Consider the following 22,951-nt stretch of genomic DNA (forward strand, 5'->3'; position numbering starts at 1 on the left):
AGTCTTCGATGAAAAGCCAACCCGATGCCGCCAGCCGTGTGGCGGCCGAGGTCGTCACGCAGTTACCCGTGCCCTCGCGGCTCGGCATGCTGCGTTTCGAAAGGCTCAACGAAGCCAGCTGGACCATGCTCTACCTCGACCCGGCCTGCGAGCGCCAGTTCGGCCTGCACGCCGGCGACCTGTGCGCCCTGGTAGACGCACCCTATGCCAGCCTGATGGAACCCGAAGCCCGCTACCGGCTGCACGACGAGATCCAGCTGCAACTGGCCCAGCGCGGCTACTACCGCGTGCGCTACACCTTGCACACGCCAACTGCATCGCTACGCCTGCTGGAGGCTGGGGAAGCCTACAAGCAGCACAACCGCCACCTGTTGCGCGGCTACCTGAGCGTGCTCGACGACCAGGCCGAAGATACTGGCGAAGCCGGTGCCAGCGACCTGGAATCGCGCAACAACCGCCTGCAACTGGCCCTGCAACTGAACCAGCGCGCGCAGCAGGAACAACTCGAGCATCTGGACCGGGTACGCGGCCAGCAGGACCTGATCCTTCGCCTGGCCCGCCAACGCTACAGCGCCGGGAACTCGCTGCGGGAAGCCGCCCAGCTGATTACCCAGAGCGCCTGCGAGATCTACAAGGTGGACTGCGCCAGCATCTGGCACCTGGAAGACCAGCGTCTGGAGCCGATAATCGCCTGGTACCGGGACGCGCAAGAGCACCGCCAGCCCGAAGCAATCGATGCCAGCCACTTCCCCGATTATCTCGACGCGCTGCACGCCAGCCGCGCCATCGACGCCCACAATGCCGGCCACGACCCACGCACCCGCGCCCTGGCGCAAAGTATGTACCCGGAAAACAAGGCCATGCTCGATGCCAGCATCCGTGTCGATGGCCAGGTAGTCGGCGTGCTGTGCCTGGAACAGACCGGCCAGACACGGGCCTGGCAGTCGGACGAAATCGCCTTTGCCGGCGAACTGGCCGACCAGTTCGCCCAGGTCATCACCAACCACAACCGGCGCACCGCCGCCAGCGCCCTGCACCTGTTCCAGCGTGCGGTCGAGCAGAGCGCCAACGCTTTCCTGCTGGTCAACCGCGACGGTGTGGTGGAGTACGTCAACCCCAGCTTTACCGCCATCACCCAGTACAGCACCGAGGAAGTGCAAGGCCGCCACCTGGGCGAGCTGCCGGCGCTGGAAAACCTGAGCGAGCTGCTGTTCGACTCGCCGTCGAGCCTGGCCATGGGCAACAGCTGGCAGGGCGAGTTCAAGAGCCGGCGCAAGAACCTCGAGCCCTACTGGGGCCAGCTGTCGATTTCCAAGGTATACGGCGACAACCGTGAGCTGACCCACTACATCGGCATCTACGAAGACGTCACCCAGACCAAGCTGGCCCAGCAGCGCATCGAGCGCCTGGCCTACACCGACAACCTGACCAACCTGGGCAACCGCCCGGCGTTCATCCGCAGCCTGGACGAGCGCTTTGCCCGCGATGGCGAGTACTCGATGTGCCTGCTGCTGGTGGACATCGACAACTTCAAGCGCATCAACGACAGCCTCGGCCACCAGACCGGCGACAAGCTGCTGATCAGCCTGGCCCGGCGCCTGCGCAACAGCCTGCACACCGGCGGTATCCTGGCGCGCTTTGCCAGTAACGAGTTCGCCGTGCTACTCGACGACACCAGCCTGGAAGATGGCCAGGGCGTCGCCCAGCAACTGCTGCGCACCCTCGACAAGCCGATGTTCGTCGACAACCAGCTGATCAACGTCACCGCCTCGGTGGGCCTGGCCTGCGCGCCACTGCATGGCGCCGACCCGGCCAGCCTGATGAAGAACGCCGGCCTGGCGCTGCACAAGGCCAAGGCCAACGGCAAGCACCAGGTGCAGGTGTTTACCGAAGTGCTCAATGCCGAAGCCAGCTACAAGCTGTTCGTGGAGAACAACCTGCGTCGCGCCCTGACCCAGAACGAGCTGGAGGTGTTCTACCAGCCCAAGCTGTGCCTGCGCAGCGGCCGCCTGCTGGGGCTGGAAGCACTGCTGCGCTGGAACCACCCCGAACGCGGCATGATCCGCCCGGACCAGTTCATCAGCGTGGCGGAAGAAACCGGCCTGATCATCCCCATCGGCAAATGGGTGGTGCGCCAGTCCTGCCGCATGAGCCAGCAACTGCGCGAGGCCGGCATGGGCAACCTGCATGTGGCCATCAACCTGTCGCCCAAGCAGTTCTCCGACCCGGACCTGGTGGCGTCGATCAGCACCATCCTCGAGGAAGAAGCCCTGCCCCCGCACCTGCTGGAGCTGGAGCTGACCGAAGGCCTGCTGCTGGAGGCCACCGAAGACACCCACCGCCAGCTGGATGAGCTGAAGGCACTGGGCCTGACCCTGGCCATGGACGATTTCGGCACCGGTTACTCGTCGCTGAGCTACCTGAAAAAGTTTCCGATCGACATCCTCAAGATCGACCGCAGCTTCATCAACGAGATCCCGGACAACCAGGACGACATGGAAATCACCTCGGCGGTGGTGGCCATGGCTCACAACCTCAAGCTGAAGGTGGTGGCCGAGGGTATCGAGACGCCGGAGCAGCTGGCGTTCCTGCGCCGGCACCGCTGCGACGTGGGCCAGGGCTACCTGTTCGACCGGCCGATTCCGGGGCGCGAGCTGGCTGAACGGCTGAAGCGCTATCCGCGTGGCCCGGTGGCCTGACAGCCGCGCAAACCTCGGGCACTATAGAGCCCATACGGGCCCCTTCGCGGGCACGCCCGCTCCCACAGGTACATCACAATATTCGAAATCTGTGCAGGACCTGTAGGAGCGGGTTTACCCGCGAATGCCCCAGCCCCCATCTCAAAGATCTACAGAGGAACGGCCATGGTCCTGCGTTCGGAAATCCTGGTGAACAAAAACGTCATGCCAACCGCGGAACAGGCCCTGCCTGGCCGCGAAACGCCAATGAGCCTGCCCGAGTTCCACTACGTGTTCAAAGACACGCCGCTGCTCGGCCCTTTCTTCGAAGGCGCCATCGACTTCGCCATCTTCGGCCTGGGTTGCTTCTGGGGCGCCGAGCGTCGCTTCTGGCAGCGTGAAGGCGTGGTCAGCACAGTGGTCGGCTACGCCGGCGGCTTCACTCCCCACCCCACCTACGAAGAAGTGTGCTCGGGCCTGACCGGCCACACCGAAGTGGTGCTGGTGGTGTTCGACAAGGACAAGGTCAGCTACCGCGAGCTGCTGGCGATGTTCTGGGAGCTGCACAACCCGACCCAGGGCATGCGCCAGGGCAACGACATCGGCACCCAGTACCGCTCGGCCATCTACTGCACCAGCCCTGAACAGCTGGAACAGGCCAAGGCCAGCCGCGACGCCTTCCAGGCCGAACTGAACAAGGCCGGCTTCGGCGAGATCACCACCGAAATCGACCAGGCACCGACCGTGTACTTCGCCGAGGCCTACCACCAGCAGTACCTGGCCAAGAACCCGGACGGCTACTGCGGTATCGGCGGTACCGGCGTGTGCCTGCCACCGAGCCTGCAGGGTAACTGAAGCATGAGCACGATGACTCTGTTCCACTCGCCGTTGTCGCCTTTCGTGCGCAAGGTCATGGTGGTGTTGCACGAGACTGGCCAGCTTGAGCGCGTGCAGCTGCAGCCGGTGAACATCAGCCCGGTCAGCGGTGACCCACAGCTCAACCAGGACAACCCGATCGGCAAGATCCCGGCCCTGCGCCTGGAAGACGGCACCGTGCTGCATGACAGCCGGGTGATCTGCGAGTACCTCGACCTGCAGCACGTCGGCCTGCCGCTGCTGCCGCGCGAAGGCTTGGCGCGCTGGCGGCGCATGACGCTGGTGTCACAGGCCGATGCCATCATGGATGCGGCGGTGTCGAGCCGCTATGAGAGCTTCCTGCGCCCTGAAGACAAGCGCTGGGATGGTTGGCTGCAGGCACAGGGCGACAAGATCCGCCGTAGCCTGGCCAATCTGGAGCAGGAGCATTTGCCCGAGTTGATGTCCGGGTTCGACCTGGCAGCGATCGGCGTGGCCTGTGCGCTGGGGTATCTGGATTTGCGCCAGCCCGAGTTTGGCTGGCGTGAACACCAGCCTGGATTGGCGGCGTGGTATGCCGAGGTGGCCAAGCGGCCGTCGATGGTCGCGACCTCTCCGGTGGCCTGAAGGGCCTCTTCGCGGGCGTGCCCGCGAAGGCCTCACCTCGATGTCAAAGGAAACAGCTGCCCGATCCTGAGGGCCAACCACCGCCCGATCTCTCTGTCCTCCCTCATGCCGCCCTCCCCACCCGGGCCCAGTCCAGCCGCCGGGTCAGCACCATGAATACCCCCAGCAGGCCAAAGCACAGCAACGAGCCCATCAACAGCGCATAGTCCTCGGCACTCAGCAGCCCGTAGAGCAGCGCATACAGCGCCGCCAACCCCACCGCAAAGCCCACCCCACGCCCCAGGCTGCGCAACACATGGCTCAGGTAGAAGCCGATCAGCAGCACACACGCCGAAGCTGACAGCCCATACGCCAAACCAAAGCCGATGTGTTCGGACAACGACAGCAACAGCAGGTAGAAGAACGCCAGCGCCACCCCCACCAGGATGTACTGCACCGGGTGCACGCTGAGGTTCTTCAGCACTTCGAACAGGAAGAAGCCGGCGAAGGTCAGGGCGATGAACAGCAAGGCGTACTTGATCGCACGCTCGCTCTTCAGGTACTGGTCCACCGGGTCGACGAAGCTGACACCGAAGCTGCGCTCGCTGAAGTCCGCACACTGCCCGGCGGTGGCGCACTGGCGCAGGGCGTCTTCGAGGTTGGTGGCAAAGAACGAGGTCTGCCAGTGGGCAGTGAAGCCCTGGGCGTCGATGTCGCGACGACTGGGCAGGTAGTTGCCGACGAAGCTCGGGTGCGGCCAGTTGGCGCGCAGGTCCACGGCACTGGTGCGGCCCACCGGCACTACGTGCAACTGGCCGGTGCCCTGCAGTGCGAGATCGAAACCGTAGCTGAATTCACGCGCCTGCAAGCCGTCCAGCCCCGGCAGGCTGGCGTGCACGCCGCCGCGCATCCAGTCGAGCCGGGTACCGGCTTCGAACGGCACCTTCTGCTCGCCCATGCTCAGCTCAAGGCCGTTCTCGATGCCGCGGATATCGCTGATGCCCACCACCAGGAACGGCTTGTCGAAGCGGTAGTCGTCGAAGTCCTTGTCGATGCCCCAGCGTTCCGGGAGCTTGAAGCGGCCACTGATACGGCCCTTGGCGTGGAACAGCCGGGCCTGGTAGATGCCACGGGCGCGCAGTTCGGTGTCCACGCCCAGGTCGGCGTCGAAGGTTTCCGGCAGGAAGTACAGGTGGCCGGCAATGATGCTGGTTTCCTGGGTGCGCTCGCCGTCCTTTTCGATCCAGCGGCGCTGGTACTTGCGGTAGGGCACCACCAGCAGCGGGCCGCTGAGTTGCTGGTCGAAGCTGGCGCTCTGGGCGATATCGCGCAGCACATTGTCGCGCAGTGCCTGGCGTTCACCGATCAGGCCGCTGATCAGCAGTAGCGGGACGAGCAGCAGCAACATCAATACGGCGATCATACCGAGTTTGAAACCGAGGGTCTTGTTCATGGGGCCTCCTGTGGCAGTGGGCGCAGTGTCTGCGCCTTGCGTGGAGGCCATAGGGAGGCTGTGTGGAGATTGTGTGTTTTTGGGGCCGCTTTGCGGCCCATCGCGACACAAGGCCGCTCCTACAGGAGGGCGCGCGCTCTTGTAGGAGCGGCCTTGTGTCGCGATGGGCTGCGCAGCAGCCCCGGCAATGTCAGCTGATACGCCGCACCGGCAGCCACAACCTCACCCGCACCCCTCCATCGACGTTATCCACAGCCAACGCCCCGCCATGCAGCTGCATCACCTCGGCCACAAAATTCAGCCCCAACCCGGTGCTCTTGCGCCCACTCCCCGGCCGCGGCAGCGAGTAGAATCGCTCGCTCACCCGCCCAATGGCGTAGGCCGGTATCGCCTGCCCCTGGTTGAACACACTCAGCGCCACCCGCTCGCCATCGCGCTCCAGGTCGAACAACAGCGCGCCTCCCTCCGGGGTGAAGTCCAACGCGTTGTCGAGCAGGTTGGCCAGCGCCTGGCGCATCAGGAACGGGTCACACAACAAGCGCAAGCCAGCCGGCACCCGCTGGCGCACCTGCAAATCGGCACCTTCGATACGCACCGCATGGGCCAACAGCAACTCGTCCACCAACGCCGCCAGCGCCACCTGCTGCTCATCCTCCAGCGCCTGCATCTGCTCGACCCGGGCCAGGTTGAGCAGGCGTTCGATCATCTGCTGCAAACGCTCGCTCTCGCGCTCGATGTTGCCGGCAAAGCGCGCCCGCTGGTCAGCCGGCATATCATCGCCCTGCAACAGCTCGGACGCACCACGAATGGCCGCCAGCGGGCTTTTCAGCTCGTGTGTCAGGGTATGCACATACCGCTCGACATAGGCCTTGCCCTCCAGTTGCGTGCGCATGCGCTCGACCGCCTGGGCCAGGTGCGCCAGTTCGCCACCCTTGTAGTGCGGCAGGGCGGCGCGCTCGCCCTCGCTGACCGCCTGGGCGTAGCGGGCCAGCCGGCGCAGCGAGCGCGCCAGCCACCACGACAACGCGGCACCGATCAGCAGGCCCAGGCCGATCAGCCCCAGGCCCAGGGTCAGCAAGCGCCGTTCGGAGCGGTCGATGTAAGGTTGCAGCGAGCTGTTGGGCTTGGCCACGGTGACCACGCCGATGATCTTGCCATCGTCGATGATCGGTGCACCCACGTGCATCACCGAGGTGCTTTCATCGTCGGGGTCGCTGCGGGTGGAGCGGGCGCCGTACTGGCCACGCAAGGTCAGGTACACGTCATTCCACTTCGAGTAGTCCTTGCCCAGATCCTCGCCGCTGGAGTCCAGCAGCACGGTGCCCTTGGCATCGGTGACATAGATGCGGTGGCTGACCTGATTCTTGGCCAGGCCCCAGATCTGCGCACCCGGGCTGCGCGAGCCATAGGCCTTTAGCACCTCGGGCAAGCGGATCTGGTTCAGGGTGCCGGCCTTGACGTCATCGTGCAGGATCTCGGCCAGCAGGTTGGCGGTGTCTACCAGCGTTTCTTCAGAGGACTGGCGCACCACCGGACGGATCTGTTCGCGCACCGTGTTGAGCAGAAAGTAGCCCGCCAGTCCGACGAACAGGAAGTACACCAGGAAGATCCGGATGCCCAGGCGCATCAGGCATGGTCCGGGCTGTAGCTGTAGCCGAGGCCACGGTGGGTCTGGATCGGTTCGGCATCGCTGGCCACCTGGCGCAGCTTGGCGCGCAGGCTCTTGATATGGCTGTCGATGTTGCGCTCGTAGCCCACGTCAGAGGCCACGCCCACGGCGTCCAGCAGCTGTTCGCGGCTGAATACCCGGTGCGGTTGCTCGAGCAGGCATTGCAGCAGGCGGAATTCGTGGAGGGTAAGGGGGAGTGGCTGGCCGCGGTAGGTAATCTGCATGCGCAAGGTGTCGAGCTGGAACAGCGTGGCCTCGACAGCGGGCTCGACCCTGGGGCCCATGCGCTTGAGGATCGCCCGTACCCGCGCCGCCACTTCACGCGGGCTGAAGGGTTTGACCACATAATCGTCTGCGCCGATTTCCAGGCCCACCACCCGGTCGATTTCGCCATCGCGGGCGCTGAGGAACATTACCGGTACTTCGCTGAAGCGGCGCAGCTGGCGGCAGGTTTCGAAGCCACTGATATCGGGCAAGCCGATGTCGAGGATGACCAAGTCGGCCGGGCGCTGGCGCTGCTGGTCGAGGGCGGCGCCGCCCAGGGTTACCCATTCGGTGCTATGGCCGTCGGCCTGCAGGGCGTAGACCAGGGTATCGGCGATGGCGGCTTCGTCTTCGACGATGAGGATGTGGGGCATGGCGTCCGGGCCTGTGCAGATATCTATGGCGACGCACTATTGTGTAGGAGCGGCCTTGTGTCGCGAAAGGGCCGCAGAGCGGCCCCGGCGATTTCTGCATCAGCGCTGAGATCGTGGGGCCGCTATGCGCCCCATCGCAGGCAAGCCAGCTCCCACAGGTACCGCGCAGCCCACAAGGACACGCGCCATCCCTGTGGGAGCGGGCGTGCCCGCGAAGAGGCCGAGGCTTGCGATCAGCAGTCAGGCTTGCCAGCGGTGAACTTCTTGGCCGGGTTGACCGCCGCCTTGAACTCGCGCAAAGCCTTGGAGCCCACCAGCAACGGGTAGTTGAAGCTGCTGCGGTCCACCAGGTTGACCTCGACGGTGCGTTTCACGTCCCCCAGGCACAGCTCCAGGTCGACCACCGGGCGCTTGGAGATTTCCGGCGCATCGCCTTCCTCCTCTTCATCGGCACGGCCCTTGATCTTGCTGATGCGCGAGACCTTGTGCTCGTACACCTTGCCGTCCGAGTCCTTGGTAGCCAGGCGGAAGCGCACCCACTCGTCGCCATCACGGGTGAACAGCTCGATGTCCTTGGCCGACAGCGACGCGGTGAAGGCACCGGTATCCATCTTGGCTTTCAGGGTTTCGCCCAGTTCGGGCAGGGCTATGTTCTCGTAACGGCCATAGATTGTGGGCTCGGCGGCCATGACCGGCAGCGCCAACAACGACAGCAGGGCAAGCAGAGGTTTCACAGGCAAGCTTCCTTGAGGAGGGTCAGTGCTTAGACTGCACTGGCAGGATAGGTTCGCTGTCACAAGCCTAACCAACATAATGTGAAACATTTGTCCTCGCCGCAGGGCACTGGAAATTTGGCGTAGGCCACTGCCCTGCTTATCATTGCCAACCGTTTATCTCCCACAACAAGAGTCTCTTTATGCGTCGCCTGCTGACCGGCATCCTCACTACCACCCTGCTGCTGCTCAACACCCTGGTGTTGATCTGCCCGCTGCTGGTCTTCGCCCTGCTCAAACTGGTGCTGCCGGGGCGTGGGCGTGACTATGCCTCATGGGCGGTGATGTGGGTGGCCGAGACCTGGTCGGAGATCGACAAGGCTATCTTTGCCCTGTGCATTCCTACCCAGTGGGATATCCGTGGCGTCGAGAACCTGCGCAAGGACACTTCGTACCTGGCCGTCAGCAACCACCAGACCTGGGTCGATATTCCGGCGCTGATCGAGAGCCTCAACCGCCGTACACCGTTCTTCAAGTTCTTCCTGAAGAAGGAGCTGATCTGGGTACCACTGCTGGGCCTGGCCTGGTGGGGGCTGGATTACCCGTTCATGAAGCGCTACAGCAAGGCCTTCCTGGAGAAGCACCCCGAGCTGAGGGGCAAGGACCTGGAAATCACCAAGGCTGCTTGTGAACTGTTCAAGCGCCAGCCGGTGACCGTGGTGAACTACCTGGAAGGCACACGCTTTACCGAGGCCAAGCACCGCGAGCAGCAATCGCCCTATCGCTACCTGCTCAAGCCCAAGGCTGGTGGTGTGGCGTTCGTGCTGGCGGCATTGGGCGAGCAACTGGATGCCTTGCTGGACGTGACCATCGTCTACCCCGGCAACAAGGCGCCGGGGTTCTGGGATTTGCTCAATGGCAGCATCAGCCGGGTGATTATCGACATTCGTGTACGTGAACTGGACCCGATGCTGTGGGCGGGGGATTACGAGAATGATGCTGAGTTCAGGCAGACCGTGCAGGCCTGGGTGAACCAGTTGTGGGTGGAGAAGGACTTGAGGATCGAGCAGCTGCGGGTGGAGATGGGCTGAGATTTCCATTGCCTGACCAGGCCTCTTCGCGGGTGAACCCGCTCCCACAGGTAATGCGCAGAACTCAAGACCTGTGAGCCCCCTGTGGGAGCGGGTTTACCCGCGAAGAGGCCGGAACAGGCATTACAAGAATCCGATTAAAAACCTGGCTAATAATCAGCATTAGGATTACTTCTTTGTCACGCCCCACCTAAGTGGATAAAAATCGACCAAAGCACAACTACAAAAATGCTCTGGATCGAACGATGGCCAACCCACCCAGCTCTACCCCCGTCCAGCTCCGCCGTGTCCTCGGCCTGCCCGCCCTGGTGTTCTTCGGCCTGGTGTACATGGTCCCGCTGACCATCTTTACCACTTACGGCATCGTCACCGAACTTACTGGTGGCCGCACGGCCGGCGCCTATATCGTCACCTTGGTGGCCATGCTGTTCACCGCCACCTCCTACAGCTTCATGGTCAAACGCTTCCCGGTCGCGGGCTCGGCGTACTCCTACACCAACATGGCCTTCGGCCCGAACGTTGGCTTCCTGGCCGGCTGGTCGCTGCTGCTCGACTACCTGTTCCTGCCGATGATCAACTACCTACTGATCGGCCTGTTCCTGAACATCGCCTTTCCGGCCATCCCCGCGTGGTCTATCGCGCTGGCCTCGATTGCCCTGGTCACGCTGCTCAACGTGGTCGGCATTCACTCTGTGGCCAAGACCAGCAACCTGATCGTCGGGGCGCAGATCGTCTTCATCGTGGTGTTCGTCGCCCTGTCCTGCCAGTCCCTGGCCGGCCAGCCGCTCGAGCTGTTGTCGCCACTGCTGGGCAACGGTTCGCAGCCGGGCTTCGGCGCGCTGATGGCTGGTGCGGCGGTGCTGTGCCTGTCGTTCCTCGGCTTTGACGCTGTCTCGACCTTGGCCGAAGAATGCCGCGATGCCCGCCGCGATGTGCCACGGGCAATCATCCTCACCACCCTGTTCGCCGGCGTGCTGTTCACCGTGCTGGCCTATGTCAGCCAACTGGTACTGCCGGGCACCACTTTTGCCAATGCCGATGCGGCGGCCAATGAGGTGATGTTCAAGGCGGGCGGGCAGTTCCTGGCCAACTTCTTCACTGCGGCCTATGTGGCCGGCAGCCTGGGCTCGGCGCTGGCCTCGCAGGCGGCTGTGTCGCGCATTCTGTTCACCATGGGCCGTGACAAGGTGCTGCCGCAGCGAACGTTCGGCTACCTGTCACCGCGCTTCGGCACGCCGGTGTTCGCCATTCTGCTGGTTTCGGCGTTCTCGTTGCTGGCGTTGGTGATCGACCTGGCGACCCTTGCATCGCTGATCAGCTTTGGTGCGCTGGTGGCGTTTTCGGCGGTGAACCTGGCGGTGGTGAAGACCCACCTGGTGGACGATGCCTCGCAGCGCAGCCTCAAAGGGCTGCTGAGCTATGGCCTGGTGCCGCTGGTGGGGTTGGGGCTGACACTGTGGCTGTGGACCAGCCTGTCGGCGCTTACCTTGGTGATTGGCCTGTGCTGGTTTGCGCTGGGTCTTGCGTATCTGGCAGTACTGACCGCCGGCTTCCGCCGCCCGGTGCGGCTGGTGGATTTCACAGAAGCGACCTGACTCGCCTTTGCGGGATACACCAATCTCATGGCCTGCGCTGGCCTTTGTAGGAGCGGCCTTGTGTCGCGAAAGGGCTGCAGAGCAGCCCCGGCTATATCTGCATCGACGCTGAAATAGTGGGGCCGCTTTGCGGCCCTCTCGCGACACAAGGCCGCTCCTACAGGTACGGCGTCAGCCTTCAACGCTGTGATACTGGCGAAATCCTCAGACCGAAGGCCCGGTCAACGGAGCAGGAGTGGTCCACAAACTCCCCAGATTCTGCAACAGCGACCCGGCAATCCCCTGCTGCCCCAGGTACTGCAGCAGCAACGGCGCAAACTGCCCGATCATCCCGGTGTCCATCCCCAGCGCCTTGAACGCATTGTCCAGGTCGCTGCGGTTTTCCACATTGTTGCCCAGCGCATTGCTCAAGGCCGACTGGCTCTCGCTGTTCTTGCCCAGCAACTCACCCAGGCCACTCAAGCCACCCAGTACATTGGCCCCGGCAAGCAGGTCAAGCCCCGGCACGGCCTTGGTCAATTGGCCGTAGTCGTCGCTGCTCAGGTTGTTGCGCGCCAGCCCCAGCATGGCCCCTGCACCGCCCACGGCTTGCTCCGGGGTGATATTCAATTGGCTGCCCAAGGTGTTGAGCAGGTTGGCCTGCGCCTCGGGCGCCTGCACCTGGCCTTGCTGGCTCTGATTCTGGTTCTGCATGGCCGACACGGCGTTGGCGGCGTCGCTGAGGTTGAAGGCGAACACAGGGCTTGCGGCCAGGGTCATCAGGGTTGCCAGGGTGAATGCTTTCATCGGGAGGGACCTCGTCGGCCGGGATGGCCTGGGAAACGAGGTTTGGACTGATGATTTGGGCGATTGTTCCAAGCGGCTTGTCGGGAGGCCAATCCTAAGCCGTAGCGGACGCCTGTTATTTTTGCCAGTAGCGGTGTCAAAAGAGTCATCCGATACTCATGCATGACCTTGAACTCCATAGCCGAGGGTTACCATGAGTACTAAAAATTTAGACCAACAATTTTTTTATATGGATGGGCGTCCCCACAACCTGAAAACACCAACGGGAAGTCGCACATTACTTCGTAATCACCAGAACATACTGGCCGAATGGGAAAGCGACATTGAAAGCCCTGCAAAGCTTTATTTGACTGATGAGTCAGCAAGCGTCTTGAAGAGGTCAGGCTGCACAGAACGACCTGTTGCCTACACTCCGTACGGAAATATTTCAAATGCCCCCGAAACAGGAACCTTTCCGGGATACAACGGAGAACTCCTACTTATTGAGCTAGGGCTGTACCTGCTCGGAATTGGTCACAATCGCCCCCTTAGCGTCCGCCACCTGAGATTCATCTGCCCTGACACTCTAAGCCCGTTCAATCTAGGCGGAATCAATGCTTACAGCTACTGCGGGAATGACCCGATAAATAACATTGATCCTTCAGGCCATATAAAAATCTGGAAAACTTTTAGAAACATTTTTTTTGGCCGAAAAAAATCTCTCACTCGACAAGTCAATACTTATAATACCGAGCTCGAAGCCCGATCCAAGGCAATCATAAACTTTGAAATCCCTAGCCCCCGAAGAAAATTAAGTGATCTAGAAAAGTCAAAACAGGAGATGTTAACCAACCAAAATAACCTCCCCAAAGTACACAGCCTAAGCAACGAAGCCAAAAAATTTAGACACAAACACTATATTCTCAAAGATAAAAATCTTGCAGAACACTATCGCATACTAAATGAACAGACAAAGCAAGCAAAAGATACAATTAAAGCCGCATTCAATGATATCGACAAAGAAATCGACGACATACACCGGGCGAAAAAAAAGAAATGGCTAAAAGATAGGAAAAAAAATCCGCATTATAAAGAGTCGCCTATTGAACGAGTGCAGACAGCCGCACGCGATATAAGAGAACCCAAAGGCCACTTTCAGTGGGAGATGTGATGGATGATGCCTAAGAGATTGAGTGACGGGCCTGGCCCCATCGCCGGCAAACCAACTCCCATAGGTACGGCGTCAGGCTTGAGTTTGCAACCTTCCCTGTGAGATCGGAAGTGCCATGAAAAAGCCCCTCAATATGAGGGGCTTATCTTATTCGCGCTATTACGCCGCACCCCACATCTTGTGCGGGTCGATGACGAATTTCTTCGGCACACCGGCATCGAACTCGCCATAACCTTCCGGCGCCTGATCCAGATTGATCACCTGCACACCCACCACTTCAGCGATGTTGATTCGGTCCCACATGATCGCCTGCATCAGCTGGCGGTTGTACTTCATGGTCGGGGTCTGGCCGGTGTGGAAGCTGTGCGACTTCGCCCAGCCCAAGCCAAAGCGAATGCTCAGCGCGCCGATCTTGGCGGCAGCATCCACCGCACCCGGGTCTTCGGTCACGTACAAACCCGGGATACCGATGTTGCCGGCAACGCGGGTAACCTGCATCAGCGAGTTCAGCACGGTGGCCGGCGCTTCATGCTTGGCACCTTCGTGACCATGGCCGCGGGCTTCGAAGCCGACGGCGTCGACGGCGCAGTCCACTTCCGGCTCGCCGAGGATGTCGACGATCTGCTCGTGCAGCGGGGTGTCCTTGGACAGGTCGACCACTTCGAAGCCTTGGGACTTGGCGTGGGCCAGGCGGGCTGGGTTGAGGTCGCCGACGATGACGCAGGCAGCGCCCAGCAGGCGTGCCGAGGCAGCGGCAGCCAGACCGACCGGGCCGGCACCAGCAACGTAGACGGTGCTGCCTGGGCCTACACCGGCAGTCACGGCACCGTGGTAGCCGGTCGGCAGGATGTCGGACAGGCAGGTCAGGTCACGGATCTTTTCCATGGCCTTGTCGCGCTCGGGCAGTTTCAGCAGGTTGAAGTCGGCGTACGGCACCAGCACGTACTCGGCCTGGCCGCCGGTCCAGTCGCCCATGTCGACGTAACCGTAGGCACCGCCAGCGCGGGCAGGGTTGACGGTGAGGCAGACACCGGTATGCATTTCCTTGCAGGAGCGGCAGCGGCCACAGGCGACGTTGAATGGCACCGAGACCAGGTCGCCAATCTGCATGCGCTCGACGTCACGGCCCTTCTCTACGATCTCGCCGGTGATTTCGTGGCCCAGGACCAGGCCGACCTGGGCAGTGGTGCGACCGCGGACCATGTGCTGGTCGGAGCCGCAGATGTTGGTGGAGACCACCTTCAGGATCACGCCGTGCTCGATCTTCTTGCCGCGTGGGTCCTGCATTTTCGGGTAGTCGATCTTCTGCACCTCGACCTTGCCGGCGCCGAGATATACCACTCCACGATTGCCAGACATGCTCTTACCTCGCTTGATTTATATTTATGCAGCGGTGGTTGAACGCGCCGCCATCCGTGGGCGGCATGTGTTACTGGAATGCAGGGAATTGTGGGCCTGATGGGGACGGACGCGCTGACTGGAAACGACAGGCAAATACCTCTGAACGGCAATCGGCCAGGTGGTGGTCGCGCGCATGCCCGGGGCGATGAATATCTACCGCAATACGTTGGCGACCGAGTGTTTCGATAGGGATGCAGTAACCCATCGTCTATCAAACCGGAGAACCACCATGACGGATATTGAGCGCCCCGAGGACGCCTTCTGGCCATACTGGGTCGAGGCTGCCAGGCAGCAGGGCTTCGACCCAGACATCGAAGCAGCATTGTTCGGCAAACAGCGGTACTTTCTGGACGCCGACAAGATCTTCTATTACGCGGCTTATGGTCCAGGCTACGACTTCGACGAAGAAGCCGAAGGCATGGATCTTCACGAGTTCAAAGCAGGCTGGGTGGACCGCGACGGCGATCCAATCCCAGGTAACAAACTGGGTGCGGACATGCGCCAGAGGTTCGTTACAGCCATCCGCGAAACCCTGAAAGCCCATGCCCGCGATAAAAGCTAGACGCGGTCAGAGCACCACAGTCCTGTTCGCATTGAGGAACACTCGTCGCTCGATGTGATACCCCACCGCTCGCGCCAGGGTCAGGCACTCGATGTCGCGCCCTTTGGCAATCAGGTCTTCGGGGTAATGACTGTGGTCGACCACCTCCACACCCTGGGCGATGATCGGGCCTTCGTCCAGGTCGTTGTTGATGTAGTGCGCGGTAGCGCCAACCATCTTCACGCCCTTGTTGTACGCCTGGTGATAAGGCTTGGCGCCTTTGAACCCTGGCAGCAAGGAGTGGTGAATGTTGATCGCCCAACCATCCAGGCGCCGGCACAGCTCTGGCGACAGCACCTGCATGTAGCGCGCAAGAATCACCAGTTCGGCGCCGGTTTCCTCGATCACCTGAAGTACCTTGCGCTCTTGCCCGGGCTTGTCCTTGGGGTCGAGGGCAAAGTGGTAGTAAGGAATCTTGTGCCAGTGTGCCAGGGGTTCGAGATCAGGGTGGTTGGATACCACCGCGACCACGTCCATGGCCAGCTGACCGATACGCTGGCGATACAGCAGGTCGTTAAGGCAGTGGTCGGCCTTGGACACCATGATCACCACTTTGGGGCGATGGTTAGGTGCGGTCAGCTCGAAGGTCATGCCGAACGCCTCGCTGCGCTCGGCAAGGCCGGCCCGGAAGCCGGCTTCATCGAAATCATCCGGCTGGCGGAACTCCACGCGAATGAAGAAACGCCCCGACAGCCGGTCATCGAAGGAGTGGTGCTCCGTCACGTAGCAGCGCTGCTCGAAGAGGTAACGCGTCACCACGTCGACGGTGCCGAGCATGCTCGGGCAGTCGGCGGTGAGAATCCAGGTATCCGGTGCCCGACTCATGTTCTGTTCTCCTTAAGCCTCGATGCTCAGGCCGTACTCGGCCGAAGCGTCCTGCAGCCACAGCCACCAGTAGTCGGCGAAGCTGCGGCGAATCACCAGCTCCCAGGTATCTTCGGCGGTGCGGCGAATCACCAGTTGCGACTTGGCGAACACGGTGCCGACTGCCTTGCCCACCGGGAAGTTGTTCGGGTGAACATCATAGCTGGTGGATTTCATCAGAACTTCGCGCACATTCGGGCCGCGCAGTTCCAGCAGGCTCTGCCCGCCGCTGACATTGACCACCTGGATGTGCTGGCCTTCGAGGGCTGCGCGCAGCTTTTGCTCAACGGCAAACTCCTGGCCACCCGGGACGATCAGCAACCACTCGTCGGGGCCCATCCATTGCAGCGACATTTCGTTGTTGGCGACCACGGTCAGTGCCACTGGCAGCTCCAGGCCCAGGGCCTTGTGCACGCCGGCGGCGAATTCCGGGTTGTGGCCGTCGCCACGGATGGTCAGGTGGCCGAGGAACTTGCGTTCACGCAGGGTCACGCCTGCGTTCTTGCGGCCTTTGCCAACCAGGCTGGCCAGGTCGGCGTGGTGCAGTGGCGACTGGGCCTTGGCCTCGGCGCCGGGGTTTTGCTGGAAGACGTTGATAGCGCTCATTTCTTACCTGCCTTGAATTCTGTTGATCGCGAAGACCTGAGGTAGAACCTGTAGTCACAGACTGAGGAGACCCAGTGTGGGAGCGGGTTTACCCGCGAAGAGGGCGGTGAATCCACCATCGCATTCGCGGGTGAACCCGCTCCCACAGAGGCCGCATTCCAATCAGAGCTACCGGTGAAGCCTCAAACGTTCTGCCGCTCACCCTTCGGATCGAAGAACACCGAAGACACGATCTCCGCCTCGATCACGCTGCCATCCGCCTGCGGCGAGTAGACGCGCTCGCCCATGCGCTTGAGGCCGCCTTTGACCACCCCCATGGCGAACGAGTAGCCCAGGGAGTTGGACGCATAGCTGGAGGTGACGTGGCCAACCATATCCATCGGGATCGGCTGTTTCGGGTCGAATACCAGCTGGGCGCCTTCCGGCAGCCACTGGTTCGGGTCGACCGGCTTCAGGCCTACCAGTTGCTTGCGGTTCTCGCGCACGCAGTCTTCGCGGTTCATGCCACGCAGGCCGATCCACGAGTACGGCTTGTTGCGGCCTACGCACCAGCTCATGTTCAGGTCGTCCGGGGTCATCGAGCCGTCGGTATCCTGGCCAACAATGATGAAGCCCTTCTCGGCACGCAGTACGTGCATGGTCTCGGTACCGTACGGGGTCAGGTTGTACTTCTTGCCTGCCTCGATGATCTGTTCCAGAACGCCCATGGCGTAGTTGGCCTGCACGTTGACTTCGTACGACAGCTCGCCGGTGAACGAGATACGGAACACCCGGGCCGGTACGCCGCCGACGTTGCCTTCCTTCCAGGTCATGAACGGGAAGGCTTCCTTGTCCATGTCGATGTCGGTCAGCTCGCTCAGCAGCTTGCGGCTGTTGGGGCCGGACAGGGTCATGGTGGCCCAGTGGTCGGTGACCGAGGTGAAGTACACCTTCAGTTCCGGCCACTCGGTCTGGTGGTACAGCTCCATCCACTGCAGCACACGGGCGGCGCCGCCAGTGGTGGTGGTCATGATGAAGTGGTTGTCGCCGACGCAGGCGGTTACGCCGTCGTCGAAGACCATGCCGTCTTCCTTGCACATCAGGCCATAGCGGGCCTTGCCCACGTCGAGCTTGGTCCAGGCGTTGGTGTAGATGCGGTTGAGGAACTCACGCGCATCCGGGCCCTGAATGTCGATCTTGCCCAGGGTCGAGGCGTCCAGCAGGCCCACGCTGTCGCGCACGGCCTTGCACTCACGGGTCACGGCGGCGTGGATGTCTTCACCGGCTTTCGGGAAGTACCACGGGCGTTTCCACTGGCCGACGTCTTCGAACTCGGCGCCGTTCTTCACGTGCCAGGCATGCAGGGCGGTGAAGCGTACGGGCTCGAACAGGTGACCACAGTGACGGCCCGCTACTGCACCGAAGGTAACCGGCGTGTAGTTGGGGCGGAACATGGTGGTGCCCATTTCCGGGATGGTAATGCCGATCGAACGGGCGGCAATGGCCAGGCCGTTGATGTTGCCCAGTTTGCCCTGGTCGGTACCGAAGCCCAACGCGGTGTAGCGTTTTACGTGCTCGACCGACTCGAAGCCTTCGCGGGTGGCCAGTTCGATGGCGGCCGCGGTGACGTCGTTCTGCTGGTCGACGAACTGCTTGGGTGCGCGGGCAGTGCCCTTGTCGTGCGGCACCTGGAACAGTGCCACGGTGGCCTCTTCCTTGCGCGCAACGGTTTTCGGCAGGCTGCCAACGGTGGCCTTGAAGCCCGCTTCGGTGGCTGCGCGAACGCCGCCTTCGAAGCCATCGGCGATCACGTCGCCCAGGGCGTAGACGCCGTTGATGCCACCCACGCATTCGCGTTTTTGCGGGGCATCGCCCGGCACGAAGCCGAGGATGTCTTCACGCCATACCGGGCGACCGCCCAGGTGCGAAGCCAGGTGCACGATCGGGCTGTAGCCGCCGGAGGTGGCGATCAGGTCGCACTCGAGGGTTTCGCCAGGGCTGGTGACCTTGTGTGCCTGCACATCGATGGCGGCCACGCGGGCGCCGGTGACGTGCTTGCTGCCCTTGGCCTCGATCACGGCGCTGGAGGTGAGGATGCGAATGCCTTTGGCACGTGCTTCTTCAACCAGCGAGCCACGCGGGTTGTGGCGGGCGTCGGCAATGGCGACCACTTGCAGGCCGGCGTCGTGCCAGTCCAGCGCGGCGCGGTAGGCGTGGTCGTTGTTGGTCGACAGCACCAGCTTGCGGCCCGGGGCCACGCCGTAGCGGCGTACGTAGGTGGACACGGCACCGGCCAGCATGTTGCCCGGCAGGTCGTTGTTGCCGTACACCAGCGGGCGCTCGTGGGCGCCGGCAGCCAGCACCACGCGCTTGGCGCGGACGCGGTGCACGCGGTGGCGTACCTGGCCGATCGGGGCGCGGTCGCCGAGGTGGTCGGTGAGGCGCTCGTGGATGGTCAGGAAGTTATGGTCGTGGTAGCCGTTGACCGTGGCACGTGGCAGCAAGGTCACTTCCGGCAGGCTTTCCAGCTCCTTCACCACGGCGCTGACCCAATCGGCAGCAGGCTTGCCGTCGAGGGTTTCGCGGGTGTCGAGCAGGCTGCCGCCGAACTCTTCCTGCTCGTCAGCCAGGATCACGCGGGCACCGCTGCGGGCAGCGGCCAGCGCTGCGGCCAGGCCGGCAGGGCCGGCGCCGACGATCAGCACGTCGCAGTGCTGGTTCATGTAGTCGTAGCTGTCCGGGTCGTTCTGCAGCGGCGCGCGGCCAAGGCCCGCGGCTTTGCGGATGTACTTCTCGTAAGTCATCCAGAACGATTTCGGGTACATGAAGGTTTTGTAGTAGAAGCCCGGCGGCATCATGCTGCCGCCCACCTTGCCCAGGATGCCCATGACGTCGTTGTTGACGTTCGGCCAGCCGTTGGTGCTGGTAGCTACAAGACCTGCGTACAGCGCCTGCTGGGTGGCACGCACGTTGGGGATCTGGGTGGCTTCGCTGGAGCCGATCTGCAGGATGGCGTTCGGCTCTTCGGTACCAGCGGCGATGATGCCGCGTGGGCGCGAATACTTGAAGCTGCGGCCGACGATGTCGACGCCGTTGGCCAGCAATGCGGCGGCCAGGCTGTCACCGGCATAACCTTGATAGGTCTTGCCGTTGAAAGTGAAGTTCAGGACCTTGCTGCGGTCGATACGGCCGCCGCTGGCGAGGCGATAGGTCTGGCTCATACTTTTTCCCCTTGGCCTTTGACGGTCGACGCGGCGCTGCTCTGCTTGCCGCTGGCGGTCACTTGCGGCTTCTCGCCAATCTTGTAGGTTTCCAGAATTTCGTAGGTCACGGTGTCGCGGGTGACGTTGAAATACTGGCGGCAGCCGGCAACGTGGTCCCACAGTTCGTGGTGAATACCGCGTGGGTTGTCACGGTAGAACATGTAGGTACCCCACTCCTCGTCGGAGCAGGCGTTAGGGTCCAGCGGGCGGGCGATGTGCGCCTGGCCAGAGGCGTGGAACTCTTCTTCGGAGCGCAGCTCGCCGCAGTGGGGACAGAAAATATGCAACATGACGGTGTCTCCGGTTAGTGGGCGACGGCGGCGGCGCCGTGTTCGTCGATCAGTGCGCCGTTGTAGAAACGGTCCATGGAGAACGGCGCGGCCAGTGGGTGCATTTCGCCCTTGGCCAGGCTCGCGGCGAAGACGTTGCCCGAACCCGGGGTCGCCTTGAAGCCGCCAGTACCCCAACCGCAGTTGAAGAACATGTTCTTGACCGGGGTCTTGGTGATGATCGGGCAAGCGTCCGGCGAGGTATCGACGATGCCGCCCCACTGGCGGTTCATGCGCACGCGCGAGAGGTTGGGGAACATCTCGACGATGGCCTGCAGGGTGTGCTCGATCACCGGGTACGAACCGCGCTGGCCGTAGCCGACCCAGCCGTCGATACCGGCACCGATCACCAGGTCGCCCTTGTCGGACTGGCTGATGTAGCCGTGCACGGCGTTGGACATGATCACGCTGTCGATGATCGGCTTGATCGGCTCGGATACCAGTGCTTGCAGCGGGTGCGATTCCAGCGGCAGGCGGAAGCCGGCCAGCTTGGCCATGTGCCCGGAGTTACCGGCGGTGACCACGCCGACGCGCTTGGCGCCGATGAAGCCTTTGTTGGTTTCCACACCGATGACCGCGCCGTTTTCCTTGCGGAAGCCGATCACTTCGGTCTGCTGGATCAGGTCCACGCCCAGGGCGTCGGCGGCACGGGCGAAGCCCCAGGCCACGGCGTCGTGACGGGCCACGCCGCCACGGCGCTGCACGGTGGCACCAAGGATCGGGTAGCGGGTGTTCTTCGAGCAATCCAGGTACGGGATCTCGGCCGCGACCTGGGCGGTGTTGAGCAGCTCGCCATCCACGCCGTTCAGGCGGTTGGCGCTGACCCGGCGCTCGGAGTCACGCATGTCCTGCAGGGTGTGGCACAGGTTGTACACGCCGCGCTGGGAGAACATCACGTTGTAGTTGAGGTCCTGGGACAGGCCCTCCCACAGCTTCATGGCGTGCTCGTACAGGTGCGCCGACTCGTCCCACAGGTAGTTGGAACGCACGATGGTGGTGTTACGGGCGGTGTTGCCGCCGCCCAGGTAACCCTTCTCGATCACGGCAACGTTGGTGATGCCGTGTTCCTTGGCCAGGTAGTAGGCCGTGGCCAGGCCATGGCCGCCACCGCCGACGATAACCACGTCGTAGACCTTTTTAGGGGTTGGCGTGCGCCACATGCGCTGCCAGTTCTCGTGGTGGCTGAGGGAGTGCTTGAAAAGGCCGAAGCCCGAGTAACGTTGCATGGTGTGTGACTCCACTCAGCGGTAAACAGGGAAATCTGCGCACAGGGCCGCGACGTTCTTCGCCACATCGGCTTCGACGTCTGCGTCACCGAGGTTGTCGAGGATGTCGCAGATCCAGCCGGCCAGGGCCACGCACTGAGCGACCTTGAAGCCGCGGGTGGTGACGGCCGGGGTGCCGATACGCAGGCCCGAGGTGACGAATGGCGACTGCGGGTCATTCGGCACCGCGTTCTTGTTGACGGTGATGTGCGCGCGGCCCAGGGCGGCGTCGGCATCTTTGCCGGTGAGGCCCTGGCGGATCAGGCTGACCAGGAACAGGTGGTTGTCGGTGCCACCAGAAACCACGTCGTAGCCGCGGTCGATGAACACCTGGGCCATGGCCTGGGCGTTTTCGATCACTTGTTGCTGGTAGGCCTTGAATTCAGGCTCCAGTGCTTCCTTGAAGCACACGGCCTTGGCGGCGATAACGTGCATCAGCGGGCCGCCCTGGGCGCCAGGGAACACCGCGGCGTTCAGTTTCTTCTCGATCTCTTCGTTCGACTTGGCCAGGATCAGGCCGCCACGTGGGCCGCGCAGGGTCTTGTGGGTGGTGGTGGTAACCACATCGGCGAACGGGATCGGGTTCGGGTACAGGCCAGCGGCAACCAGGCCGGCTACGTGGGCCATGTCGACGAACAGCAGCGCACCGACCTTGTCGGCGATGGCGCGGAAGCGTGGGAAGTCGAGGGTCTTGGAGTAGGCCGAGAAGCCGGCAACGATCATTTTCGGCTTGTGCTCGACAGCCAGGCGCTCGACTTCGTCGTAGTCGATCAGGCCGGTGTTGGTGTCGATGCCGTATTGCACAGCGTTGTACAGCTTGCCCGAGGACGACACCTTGGCGCCGTGGGTCAGGTGGCCGCCGTGGGCCAGGCTCATGCCGAGGATGGTGTCACCAGCCTGCAGCAGGGCCAGGTAGACGGCACCGTTGGCCGAGGAGCCGGAGTGCGGCTGGACGTTGGCGTAGTCGGCACCGAACAGCTGCTTGGCGCGCTCGATGGCCAGGGCTTCTACCTTGTCCACGTGCTCGCAGCCACCGTAGTAGCGCTTGCCCGGGTAGCCTTCGGCGTACTTGTTGGTCAGGCCGCTGCCTTGGGCCTGCATCACGCGCTTGGAGGTGTAGTTTTCCGAGGCGATCAGCTCGATGTGGTCTTCCTGGCGCTGTTCTTCGGCATTCATCGCCGCCAGCAGTGCATCGTCGTAACCCTGGATCTGGTCTTGCTTGCTGAACATCGTGTATCTCCCGGCAGCGATCATTTTTTGTCGTGGGGCACTGTGGCCCTTTGTGGCGATGTTATGACTGGCCGGGGCGGGTCAGATGCCTGCGCACGCCTTGCAATGGCGCGTTTACGACATTGTCGTGTTCGAGGCTGCTGCACCTGGTTGAGTTGAGCGTTGACCAGGTACAGCCA

19 protein-coding genes are annotated in these 22,951 nt (G+C 62.5%); 7 read left to right on the forward strand and 12 right to left on the reverse strand.

The genetic code is table 11. The features are described from left to right. Positions 1 to 8 precede the first annotated feature (8 nt). The 3 genes from CAG00_RS09295 to CAG00_RS09305 all read left to right on the forward strand — a co-directional run bounded on the left by CAG00_RS09295 (position 9) and on the right by CAG00_RS09305 (position 4,160). Positions 9 to 2,699, forward strand: a complete 2,691-nt coding sequence (locus CAG00_RS09295; RefSeq protein ID WP_085664114.1) for a bifunctional diguanylate cyclase/phosphodiesterase — start codon at positions 9 to 11, stop codon at positions 2,697 to 2,699. A gap of 165 nt (positions 2,700 to 2,864) precedes the next feature. Continuing rightward, positions 2,865 to 3,533, forward strand: coding sequence for a peptide-methionine (S)-S-oxide reductase MsrA (msrA, locus tag CAG00_RS09300; RefSeq protein ID WP_085664115.1), 669 nt, complete (start codon positions 2,865 to 2,867; stop codon positions 3,531 to 3,533). A 3-nt stretch (positions 3,534 to 3,536) separates the two neighbouring features. Beyond that, entirely contained in the window at positions 3,537 to 4,160 is a 624-nt protein-coding gene (locus CAG00_RS09305) for a glutathione S-transferase (RefSeq protein WP_085664116.1), read from the forward strand. Between the two features lie 103 nt (positions 4,161 to 4,263). Here CAG00_RS09305 and creD read toward each other — a convergent pair whose 3' ends face one another. The 4 genes from creD to CAG00_RS09325 form a co-directional block, all read right to left on the reverse strand. Then, complete coding sequence (creD, locus tag CAG00_RS09310) at positions 4,264 to 5,592, reverse strand: cell envelope integrity protein CreD (protein WP_085664117.1); 1,329 nt, start codon at positions 5,590 to 5,592, stop codon at positions 4,264 to 4,266. Positions 5,593 to 5,782: 190 nt separating this feature from the next. Then, positions 5,783 to 7,219, reverse strand: a complete 1,437-nt coding sequence (creC, locus tag CAG00_RS09315) for a two-component system sensor histidine kinase CreC (RefSeq protein ID WP_085664118.1) — start codon at positions 7,217 to 7,219, stop codon at positions 5,783 to 5,785. Continuing rightward, positions 7,219 to 7,899, reverse strand: coding sequence for a two-component system response regulator CreB (creB, locus tag CAG00_RS09320; RefSeq protein WP_085664119.1), 681 nt, complete (start codon positions 7,897 to 7,899; stop codon positions 7,219 to 7,221). Before creB ends, creC begins: the two co-directional genes overlap by 1 nt. A 233-nt stretch (positions 7,900 to 8,132) precedes the next feature. After that, positions 8,133 to 8,633 carry an ATP-dependent zinc protease gene (locus CAG00_RS09325; RefSeq protein ID WP_003257529.1) on the reverse strand — a complete coding sequence of 167 codons (501 nt, stop codon included), beginning with the start codon at positions 8,631 to 8,633 and terminating at the stop codon, positions 8,133 to 8,135. 182 nt (positions 8,634 to 8,815) lie between these two features. Between CAG00_RS09325 and CAG00_RS09330 the strand changes: the two genes are divergently transcribed. Both CAG00_RS09330 and CAG00_RS09335 read left to right on the forward strand, forming a co-directional pair. After that, positions 8,816 to 9,703 (forward strand): acyltransferase, encoded by an 888-nt coding sequence (locus CAG00_RS09330; protein ID WP_085664120.1) that lies wholly within the window; start codon positions 8,816 to 8,818, stop codon positions 9,701 to 9,703. Positions 9,704 to 9,948: 245 nt separating this feature from the next. Next, positions 9,949 to 11,298 carry an APC family permease gene (locus CAG00_RS09335; protein ID WP_085664121.1) on the forward strand — a complete coding sequence of 450 codons (1,350 nt, stop codon included), beginning with the start codon at positions 9,949 to 9,951 and terminating at the stop codon, positions 11,296 to 11,298. 204 nt (positions 11,299 to 11,502) lie between these two features. Here CAG00_RS09335 and CAG00_RS09340 read toward each other — a convergent pair whose 3' ends face one another. Further along, complete coding sequence (locus CAG00_RS09340) at positions 11,503 to 12,084, reverse strand: DUF2780 domain-containing protein (RefSeq protein WP_085664122.1); 582 nt, start codon at positions 12,082 to 12,084, stop codon at positions 11,503 to 11,505. Between the two features lie 193 nt (positions 12,085 to 12,277). Between CAG00_RS09340 and CAG00_RS09345 the strand changes: the two genes are divergently transcribed. Next, entirely contained in the window at positions 12,278 to 13,234 is a 957-nt protein-coding gene (locus CAG00_RS09345) for an RHS repeat-associated core domain-containing protein (RefSeq protein WP_085664123.1), read from the forward strand. A 159-nt stretch (positions 13,235 to 13,393) separates the two neighbouring features. Here the strand turns inward: CAG00_RS09345 and fdhA are convergent, their stop codons facing one another. Continuing rightward, positions 13,394 to 14,593 carry a formaldehyde dehydrogenase, glutathione-independent gene (gene fdhA, locus CAG00_RS09350; protein WP_003255673.1) on the reverse strand — a complete coding sequence of 400 codons (1,200 nt, stop codon included), beginning with the start codon at positions 14,591 to 14,593 and terminating at the stop codon, positions 13,394 to 13,396. 271 nt (positions 14,594 to 14,864) lie between these two features. On the opposite strand from fdhA, the gene CAG00_RS09355 reads away from it, so the two are divergent. Next, complete coding sequence (locus CAG00_RS09355; RefSeq protein ID WP_085664124.1) at positions 14,865 to 15,197, forward strand: hypothetical protein; 333 nt, start codon at positions 14,865 to 14,867, stop codon at positions 15,195 to 15,197. Between the two features lie 6 nt (positions 15,198 to 15,203). Here CAG00_RS09355 and purU read toward each other — a convergent pair whose 3' ends face one another. The 6 genes from purU to CAG00_RS09385 all read right to left on the reverse strand — a co-directional run bounded on the left by purU (position 15,204) and on the right by CAG00_RS09385 (position 22,772). Beyond that, positions 15,204 to 16,061 (reverse strand): formyltetrahydrofolate deformylase, encoded by an 858-nt coding sequence (purU, locus tag CAG00_RS09360; RefSeq protein WP_013970522.1) that lies wholly within the window; start codon positions 16,059 to 16,061, stop codon positions 15,204 to 15,206. 12 nt (positions 16,062 to 16,073) lie between these two features. Then, positions 16,074 to 16,706, reverse strand: coding sequence for a sarcosine oxidase subunit gamma (locus tag CAG00_RS09365; protein WP_085664125.1), 633 nt, complete (start codon positions 16,704 to 16,706; stop codon positions 16,074 to 16,076). Positions 16,707 to 16,888: 182 nt separating this feature from the next. After that, entirely contained in the window at positions 16,889 to 19,906 is a 3,018-nt protein-coding gene (locus CAG00_RS09370; protein WP_085664126.1) for a sarcosine oxidase subunit alpha, read from the reverse strand. Then, positions 19,903 to 20,238 carry a sarcosine oxidase subunit delta gene (locus CAG00_RS09375; protein WP_039613194.1) on the reverse strand — a complete coding sequence of 112 codons (336 nt, stop codon included), beginning with the start codon at positions 20,236 to 20,238 and terminating at the stop codon, positions 19,903 to 19,905. The genes CAG00_RS09370 and CAG00_RS09375 overlap by 4 nt, the downstream gene beginning before the upstream one ends. Before the next feature lie 14 nt (positions 20,239 to 20,252). Then, on the reverse strand, positions 20,253 to 21,503 hold the full coding sequence (locus CAG00_RS09380) for a sarcosine oxidase subunit beta family protein (protein WP_003255680.1): 1,251 nt from the start codon (positions 21,501 to 21,503) through the stop codon (positions 20,253 to 20,255). A gap of 15 nt (positions 21,504 to 21,518) precedes the next feature. Continuing rightward, entirely contained in the window at positions 21,519 to 22,772 is a 1,254-nt protein-coding gene (locus tag CAG00_RS09385; protein WP_025337394.1) for a serine hydroxymethyltransferase, read from the reverse strand. Between the last annotated feature and the right edge of the window lie 179 nt (positions 22,773 to 22,951).

It is taken from the genome of Pseudomonas sp. B5(2017) (assembly GCF_002112825.1).
In the GTDB taxonomy this organism is placed as follows: Bacteria; Pseudomonadota; Gammaproteobacteria; order Pseudomonadales; family Pseudomonadaceae; genus Aquipseudomonas; species Aquipseudomonas putida_Z.